General features: G+C 69.8%; 1 protein-coding gene. It reads left to right on the top strand.

Going from position 1 to position 871, the window contains the following annotated elements; all coding sequences use genetic code 11:
- Positions 1 to 871: IS66 family transposase (tnpC, locus tag Q7A36_RS40260; protein ID WP_305109402.1), on the top strand; the 871-nt coding region annotated here is incomplete at both ends.

Genomic DNA, 871 nt, shown 5'->3' with positions numbered 1-871 from the left:
TGCCGGCCCTCAGCTGCTGGCGATGATCCTGGAGGCGAAGTTCGGCCAGCACCTGCCGCTGAACCGCCAGAGCGAGACCTATGCCTTTCAGGGCATCGAGCTCAGCGTCTCGACCATCGCCGGCTGGGTCGGGGCCTGCACCGCCAACCTGGAGCCGCTGGTGGCCCTGATCGAGGCCCATGTGCTGGCGGCCGAGCGGCTGCACGGCGACGACACCACCGTCCCGGTGCTGGCCAAGGGCAAGACCATCACCGGCCGGGTCTGGACCTATGTCCGCGACGACCGGCCGTTTGGCAGCCGGGCGCCCCCGGCGGCGATGTTCCACTACTCGCGGGACCGCACCGCCGAGCACCCGAACCAGCACCTGGCCGGCTACGCCGGCATCCTGCAGGCGGATGCCTATGCCGGCTACAACGCGCTCTACGAGGCCGATCGACAACCCGGGCCGATCACCGAGGCCGCCTGTTGGGCGCATGGCAGGCGCAAGCTGTTCGAGCTGGCCGAGTTGTCGCGGGCGCCGCTCGCCATCGAGGCGGTGCGGCGGATCGACGCCATCTTTGACGCCGAGCGCACCATCAATAACCTCCCTGCTGAGGCGCGGCTCATCCTTCGCCGGCGGCACGTCGCGCCGCTGGTCACCGAGCTCGAGACCTGGATGCGCGAGAGCCGCGGCAAGCTGTCCCGGCACGCGCCGGTCGCCAAGGCCATGGACTACATGCTGGTGCGCTGGGAAGCCTTCGCCCGGTTCCTCGGTGATGGCCGGATCTGCCTCACGAACAATGCTGCCGAACGGGCGCTGCGCGGTATCGCTCTCGGAAGAAAGTCGTGGCTGTTCGCCGGAAGCGACCGCGGCGGTGACCGCGTCGCGGCT

Origin of the sequence: Paracraurococcus lichenis (assembly GCF_030657435.1) — a bacterium.
Classification (GTDB): Bacteria; Pseudomonadota; Alphaproteobacteria; order Acetobacterales; family Acetobacteraceae; genus Paracraurococcus; species Paracraurococcus lichenis.
This window is presented reverse-complemented; position numbering and strand designations above follow the sequence as displayed.